Annotated in this window: 7 protein-coding genes; all 7 read left to right on the forward strand. The window is 42.5% G+C overall.

The features are described 5' to 3' along the window. Window positions 1-126: 126 nt before the first annotated feature. The 7 genes from cysK (at window position 127) to lysS (ending at window position 5,896) form a co-directional block, all read left to right on the forward strand. Window positions 127-1,053, forward strand: a complete 927-nt coding sequence (cysK, locus tag A8F94_RS24720) for a cysteine synthase A (RefSeq protein WP_066207347.1) — start codon at window positions 127-129, stop codon at window positions 1,051-1,053. A gap of 210 nt (window positions 1,054-1,263) precedes the next feature. After that, window positions 1,264-2,103, forward strand: coding sequence for a dihydropteroate synthase (gene folP, locus A8F94_RS24725; RefSeq protein ID WP_066207350.1), 840 nt, complete (start codon window positions 1,264-1,266; stop codon window positions 2,101-2,103). Then, on the forward strand, window positions 2,096-2,461 hold the full coding sequence (folB, locus tag A8F94_RS24730) for a dihydroneopterin aldolase (protein WP_066207353.1): 366 nt from the start codon (window positions 2,096-2,098) through the stop codon (window positions 2,459-2,461). The genes folP and folB overlap by 8 nt, the downstream gene beginning before the upstream one ends. Beyond that, complete coding sequence (gene folK / locus A8F94_RS24735) at window positions 2,458-2,985, forward strand: 2-amino-4-hydroxy-6-hydroxymethyldihydropteridine diphosphokinase (protein ID WP_066207358.1); 528 nt, start codon at window positions 2,458-2,460, stop codon at window positions 2,983-2,985. The genes folB and folK overlap by 4 nt, the downstream gene beginning before the upstream one ends. Continuing rightward, window positions 2,937-3,146, forward strand: coding sequence for a helix-turn-helix domain-containing protein (locus tag A8F94_RS24740; RefSeq protein ID WP_066207361.1), 210 nt, complete (start codon window positions 2,937-2,939; stop codon window positions 3,144-3,146). Before folK ends, A8F94_RS24740 begins: the two co-directional genes overlap by 49 nt. Window positions 3,147-3,203: 57 nt before the next feature. Then, window positions 3,204-4,202: a tRNA dihydrouridine synthase DusB gene (dusB, locus tag A8F94_RS24745; protein WP_066207373.1), complete on the forward strand. Its 999-nt coding sequence runs from the start codon at window positions 3,204-3,206 to the stop codon at window positions 4,200-4,202. A 209-nt stretch (window positions 4,203-4,411) separates the two neighbouring features. Then, complete coding sequence (gene lysS / locus A8F94_RS24750; protein WP_066207364.1) at window positions 4,412-5,896, forward strand: lysine--tRNA ligase; 1,485 nt, start codon at window positions 4,412-4,414, stop codon at window positions 5,894-5,896. The last annotated feature ends 343 nt before the right edge of the window (window positions 5,897-6,239 follow it).

Genomic DNA, 6,239 nt, shown 5'->3' on the forward strand with positions numbered 1-6,239 from the left:
TTTTGCTTGTAAAAGTATGTTTTAGGAATGAATGAAAGGGAATGTTATTATATTGACTATTAACTGGTAAAGTGATAAATTTTAATTAAATCCAATAAAAATACTCGGATATGAGGAGTGGAGCGAATGGTACGTATTGCAAATTCAGTAACGGATCTTATCGGAAATACCCCTATTGTAAAACTGAACCGTTTGGCCGATGAAAATAGTGCTGAGGTTTATCTGAAGTTAGAATATATGAATCCCGGCAGCAGCGTTAAGGACAGGATTGCTCTTGCTATGATTGAAGCAGCGGAAAAGGAAGGGCGCCTGAAGGAAGGTGATACCCTTATCGAGCCTACTAGCGGGAATACAGGTATTGGCCTTGCGATGGTGGCAGCAGCAAAGGGATATAAAGCGATTCTCGTTATGCCGGAAACAATGAGCCTTGAACGGCGAAATCTCCTACGTGCTTATGGCGCTGACCTTGTGCTCACTCCAGGACCTGAAGGGATGGGCGGGGCAATTCGAAAAGCTGAGGAAGTAGCAAAAGAAAATGGCTACTTTATGCCTCAGCAATTCAAAAATGAAGCAAATGTTGAAATTCACAGGAAAACGACTGGTAAGGAAATCGTTGAACAAATTGGAGAGCAGTTGGATGCTTTCATCTCAGGGATTGGAACGGGTGGTACGGTTACTGGAGCAGGTGAAGTCCTTCGTGAAACGTATCCAGGTATAAGGATTGTCGCTGTTGAGCCTGCTGACTCCCCTGTACTTTCCGGTGGGAAGCCAGGACCACATAAAATTCAAGGCATTGGTGCAGGTTTTGTACCTGATATCCTGAACACTGAAATTTATGATGAAATTATTACTGTTGAAAATGAACAGGCCTTTGAGTATGCCCGTCGTGCCGCTAAGCAAGAGGGTATTCTAGGCGGCATTTCCTCGGGTGCAGCCATTTATGCAGCTCTTAAAGTTGCTAAAGAACTTGGTAAAGGCAAAAAAGTCCTTGCTGTTATTCCTAGTAATGGAGAACGTTATCTAAGCACTCCACTTTATCAATTTGATGAATAAAATAAAATGATTTTGTTACATGGGCTGGCAGCTGCTGGCCCATGTTTTGTTTTAATAATAAGCTGCAGTGCAAAGTTTTTCTAACCCGCCTTTCTAAGCGGACGATTCATGTCTGCTATAGTGCAAAGACTACCGTTGGCCCGTTAGTAGGTTTTAATGAGAAATTCTTGTATGATAGGAGAGGAAACTCGAAGACGGAGGAACATTAGCATGACTACAAATACAATTATTAAATGTGGGCCTTTAGAATTGGATTATTCTTCGAAAACATTGATTATGGGGATTTTGAATGTTACCCCGGACTCTTTTTCGGATGGAGGCAGATTTAATTCAATCGACCGTGCTATTGAACGAGCGAAGGAAATGGTCGAGCATGGAGCGGATATGATTGATATTGGTGGTGAGTCTACTCGCCCAGGGCATGAACCTGTTTCACAGGATGAAGAAATTTCGAGGATTATCCCGATTGTGAAAGCCTTGGCAAGGGAATTGTCTGTTCCGCTATCAGTGGATACATATAAAGCAGAAGTTGCAAGACAAGCTTTAAAAGCTGGTGCTCATATTATTAATGACATTTGGGGAGCTAAAAAAGACCCGGAAATTGCGAATGTCGCCGCCGAAACGGGAGCTCCCATCATCCTCATGCATAACCGTGAAGACGTGCCTTATAGTACTTTCATGCGTGAGGCTTTGTTGGATTTATATGAGAGCATCGCTATTGCTAAAGCTGCAGGAGTAAAGGATGAACAGATCATTCTTGATCCCGGGATAGGTTTTGCAAAAACATATGAACAAAATATGGAAATGATGCAAAACCTTGAGCAACTTGTTGGGATTGGCTATCCAGTTCTTCTTGCGACCTCACGTAAGCGGTTCATTGGACACGTCCTTGACGTGCCGCCAGACGAAAGGATGGAAGGAACGGGGGCAACTGTATGCTATGGAATCCAGAAGGGCTGCCAGATGGTTCGTGTCCATGACGTAAAGGAAATTTCCAGAATGGCGAAAATGATGGATGCATTAATGGGGCGGGGGCGAGTGCATGGATAGGATATATATTAGTAAAATGCAGTTTTACGGTTATCATGGTGTCTTCCCGGAAGAAACAAAGCTTGGCCAGCGGTTCGGGGTGGACCTGGCTATTGGCCTTGACCTGAGCAAAGCAGGTCTCTCCGATAGCCTTGGGGATTCAGTTAACTATGGGGAGCTTTATTTAGTATGCAAAGAGGTTGTTGAGGGGAAACCTTTTAAATTGGTTGAAGCAGTTGCTGAAAAACTTGCCTCCACAGTATTAGGTGAATTTCCTCTGGTTGAAGAGGTAACTGTCAAGGTTATTAAACCAGATCCTCCGATTCCCGGGCATTATCAATCGGTAGCAATTGAGATAACAAGGAGAAGGTCAAATTGAACAATCATGCGTTCTTGTCACTAGGAACCAATATGGGGGACCGTCTCTATTATCTATTTTCTGCAATTCGTGAATTAAATCGCCATCCCTCCATACAGGTAGTAAATTATTCCTCTATCTATGAAACTGATCCAGTTGGTTTTGAAGAGCAAGCTCTTTTTTTAAACATGGTTGTAGAAATAACAACGGATTTAAATTCCTCTGCTTTATTGGAAACATGTCTTGGGATAGAACAAGTTTTTGGGAGAAAAAGGGAAGTTAGATGGGGCCCCCGAACAATAGACCTTGACATTCTTGCCTTTAACCAAGAAAATATTGAAACAGAGAGCCTGTGCATTCCTCATCCCAGATTGGGAGAGCGAGCTTTTGTGCTGGTTCCGTTGCATGAAATCGCCGGAAACATTTCTCTTCCCGGCTTCAAAGAGCCTTTAACTGAGCTTTTAGGGCGGTTACCTGATAAAGAAGGAGTACGGATATGGAAGCGGATAAATGGGGAAGACGGATTCGGGCTTTTAGAAAACTAAAAGGATTTACCCAAGATAGTTTTTCAAAGGAATTGGGTGTATCTGTCTCAATCCTTGGGGAAATTGAAAGGGGAAACCGAATGCCGCCGGCAGATTTACTTAATAAGGTTTCACAGGTTTTGCGCATTAGTATTGATGAGATTGCTCCGCCCAAGGAGTAATAGATGAAGCGGGCACAAACGGGCCCAAAACCATTTAAGAGAAAGGAAGGCCGTAGTATGTTAAAGATTGGCGATATAGTCATGAAGAACCCTGTTGTTTTGGCGCCAATGGCTGGTGTCTGTAATTCGGCTTTCCGGTTAACCGTAAAGGAATTTGGTGCCGGGCTGGTTTGTGCCGAAATGGTTAGTGATAAAGGCATCGTGTTTAAAAATGAAAAGACGATGAACATGCTTTATATAGATGAGCGGGAAAAACCGCTAAGCCTGCAAATATTTGGAGGCGAAAAGAAAACCCTCATTGAAGCAGCACGATTTGTAGATAAAAATACAAATGCTGATATTATTGACATTAATATGGGTTGCCCAGTTCCTAAAATCACTAAATGTGATGCCGGAGCAAGGTGGCTCTTAGATCCTAACAAAATTTATGATATGGTCTCTGCTGTTGTTGATGCGGTTGAAAAGCCTGTAACAGTTAAAATGCGAGTCGGCTGGGATGAAAAGCATATTTTCGCAGTAGAAAATGCCCGCGCGGTAGAACGTGCCGGCGGTAAGGCCGTGGCCGTACACGGACGTACACGTGTTCAAATGTATGAAGGTAAAGCAAACTGGGATATTATTAAGGAAGTTAAACAATCTGTGAATATTCCGGTTATTGGGAACGGTGACGTTCAAACCCCCCAGGATGCCAAACGCATGCTTGATGAAACCGGGGTTGACGGAGTTATGATTGGCCGCGCGGCGTTAGGAAACCCATGGATGATTTACCGTACTGTAAACTATCTAGAAACAGGCAAGTTGATGGGTGAACCATCCGTACGTGAAAAAATGGATGTAGCGATTCTCCATCTTGACCGATTGATTGCCCTTAAGGATGAATTTATTGCCGTCAGAGAGTTTCGCAAGCATGCAGCCTGGTATTTGAAAGGCGTCAAAGGTAATGCTAAGGTTCGCAATGCTATTAATGAATGCAATACGAGAGATGAGCTTGTTATGCTCCTTAATAGCCTTGTGGCTTATGTTGAGGAAAAGGAACAGCAGGCAATTGTCGGCTAACCTTTTTCGAGATGCTAAAAATGCGGCTGCCGGTATAACACTGGCAGCCTTTCTTCTGTTTTTGTTATTATTAGTAGGACTATGCGCTTATTTTGTGTAAAATGGAGCTAATGTCTTGTTTTATAATAATTTGTCCAAACTGATTGGGTGAATAACATTTCAACATACGCGAGTTTACATACCGCACTATATATACGGGAGCTGATAGTATGAGCCAAGAGGAATTGAATGACCAATTTCTTGTCAGAAGAGAAAAAATGAATGAAATGCGCCAAAAGGGCTTGGATCCGTTTGGTAAAAAGTTTTTACGTGATGCTACGAGTAAGGAATTGATTGAGCAATATGGAGAACTTGAAAAGGAAGAGCTAGAAGCTAAGGAAGTCTCCGTAGCCCTTGCTGGCCGGGTGATGACCAAGCGCGGGAAAGGGAAGGCTGGCTTTGCCCATATTAAGGACCTTACTGGCCAGATTCAGATATATGTTAGAAAAGATGCTGTTGGAGATGAACAGTATGAGCTGTTTGATCAAACTGACTTGGGGGATATTGTCGGTGTATCCGGCACGCTCTTTAAGACTCAGGTAGGAGAACTGTCCATAAAAGTTAGCGAGTATACGTTCTTGACAAAGGCGCTACGCCCATTGCCGGATAAATTCCATGGCCTTAAGGATGTAGAACAACGGTATCGCCAGCGCTACCTTGATCTTATTATGAGTGATGAAAGCAAGGAGACCTTTATTACCAGAAGTAAAATCCTTCAGGCAATGCGCCGTTATCTTGATGACCAAGGCTATCTTGAAGTGGAAACCCCAATGATGCATTCCATAGCAGGCGGTGCCTCTGCCCGCCCGTTCGTTACGCATCATAATGCCCTTGATATGGAGTTGTATATGAGGATTGCAATCGAACTCCATTTAAAGCGCCTGATTGTTGGAGGGCTTGAAAAGGTCTACGAAATTGGCCGTGTTTTCAGAAATGAAGGAGTCTCTACTAGACATAATCCTGAGTTTACGATGATTGAATTATACGAAGCTTATGCTGATTTCGAGGATATTATGAAGTTGACTGAAAATCTGATTGCCCATATTGCCCGCGAGGTACTCGGAACGACAACGATTCAATACGGTGAGTATGAGGTTAATCTCGAGCCTGAATGGAAGAGGCTTCATATGGTTGATGCCATTAAAGAGTATACTGGCGTTGACTTCTGGAAAGAAATGAGTGTCGAAGAGGCGCGTGCGCTTGCTAAAGAACATGGCGTCGAAATTACGGAGCATATGCTTTATGGCCATATTGTTAATGAGTTCTTTGAGCAAAAGGTTGAGGAAAAACTGATTCAGCCTACATTCATTTACGGCCATCCCGTTGAGATATCTCCGCTTGCTAAAAAGAATGAAAATGATCCTCGCTTTACGGATCGATTTGAATTATTTATTGTGGCTCGGGAACATGCGAATGCTTTTACTGAGCTTAATGACCCGATTGACCAAAGAGAGCGTTTTGAAGCTCAGCTAAAAGAGCGTGAGCAAGGGAACGATGAAGCGCATGAAATGGACGAGGATTTTATTGAATCACTCGAATATGGTATGCCGCCAACTGGGGGACTGGGAATTGGCATCGACCGTCTAGTTATGTTGTTGACTAATTCTCCATCTATAAGGGATGTCCTATTGTTCCCTCTAATGAGGCATCGGTAATTTTGTTAACCTTCAATATAGAAGTATGAAGTAAGTGCCAGTTTCCTTTTTGGAGGCTGGCGCTTTCTTGTTTGGGAAGTTTTATACACACGATGAAGACGAGGAATAATTAGAATTTTGGTTCTTTATGATTTTGGATAAAAAGTTTAAAAAAGCTATTGCATGGTTTGCTCAAAGGTGCTATATTATTAAAGTTGCTTCTGAGAGAAAAACAAACAAGAAAAAACTTGTTGACATCACATTAGCAATCTGGTAATATTAAAAAGTCGTCTTCAAAAAAAGATGCGTTAGTGATTGTTCCTTGAAAACTAAACAAACAAGCGTCAACAAACAATAATATGAT

This window comes from Bacillus sp. FJAT-27225 (genome assembly GCF_001685025.1).
GTDB lineage: Bacteria > Bacillota > Bacilli > Bacillales > Cytobacillaceae > Bacillus_D.

Coding starts and splice junctions, on each gene's coding strand:
- cysK (WP_066207347.1), top strand. CDS start 127: ATGGTACGTATTGCAAATTCAGTAACGGATCTTATCGGAAATACCCCT.
- folP (WP_066207350.1), top strand. CDS start 1,264: ATGACTACAAATACAATTATTAAATGTGGGCCTTTAGAATTGGATTAT.
- folB (WP_066207353.1), top strand. CDS start 2,096: ATGGATAGGATATATATTAGTAAAATGCAGTTTTACGGTTATCATGGT.
- A8F94_RS24740 (WP_066207361.1), top strand. CDS start 2,937: ATGGAAGCGGATAAATGGGGAAGACGGATTCGGGCTTTTAGAAAACTA.
- dusB (WP_066207373.1), top strand. CDS start 3,204: ATGTTAAAGATTGGCGATATAGTCATGAAGAACCCTGTTGTTTTGGCG.
- lysS (WP_066207364.1), top strand. CDS start 4,412: ATGAGCCAAGAGGAATTGAATGACCAATTTCTTGTCAGAAGAGAAAAA.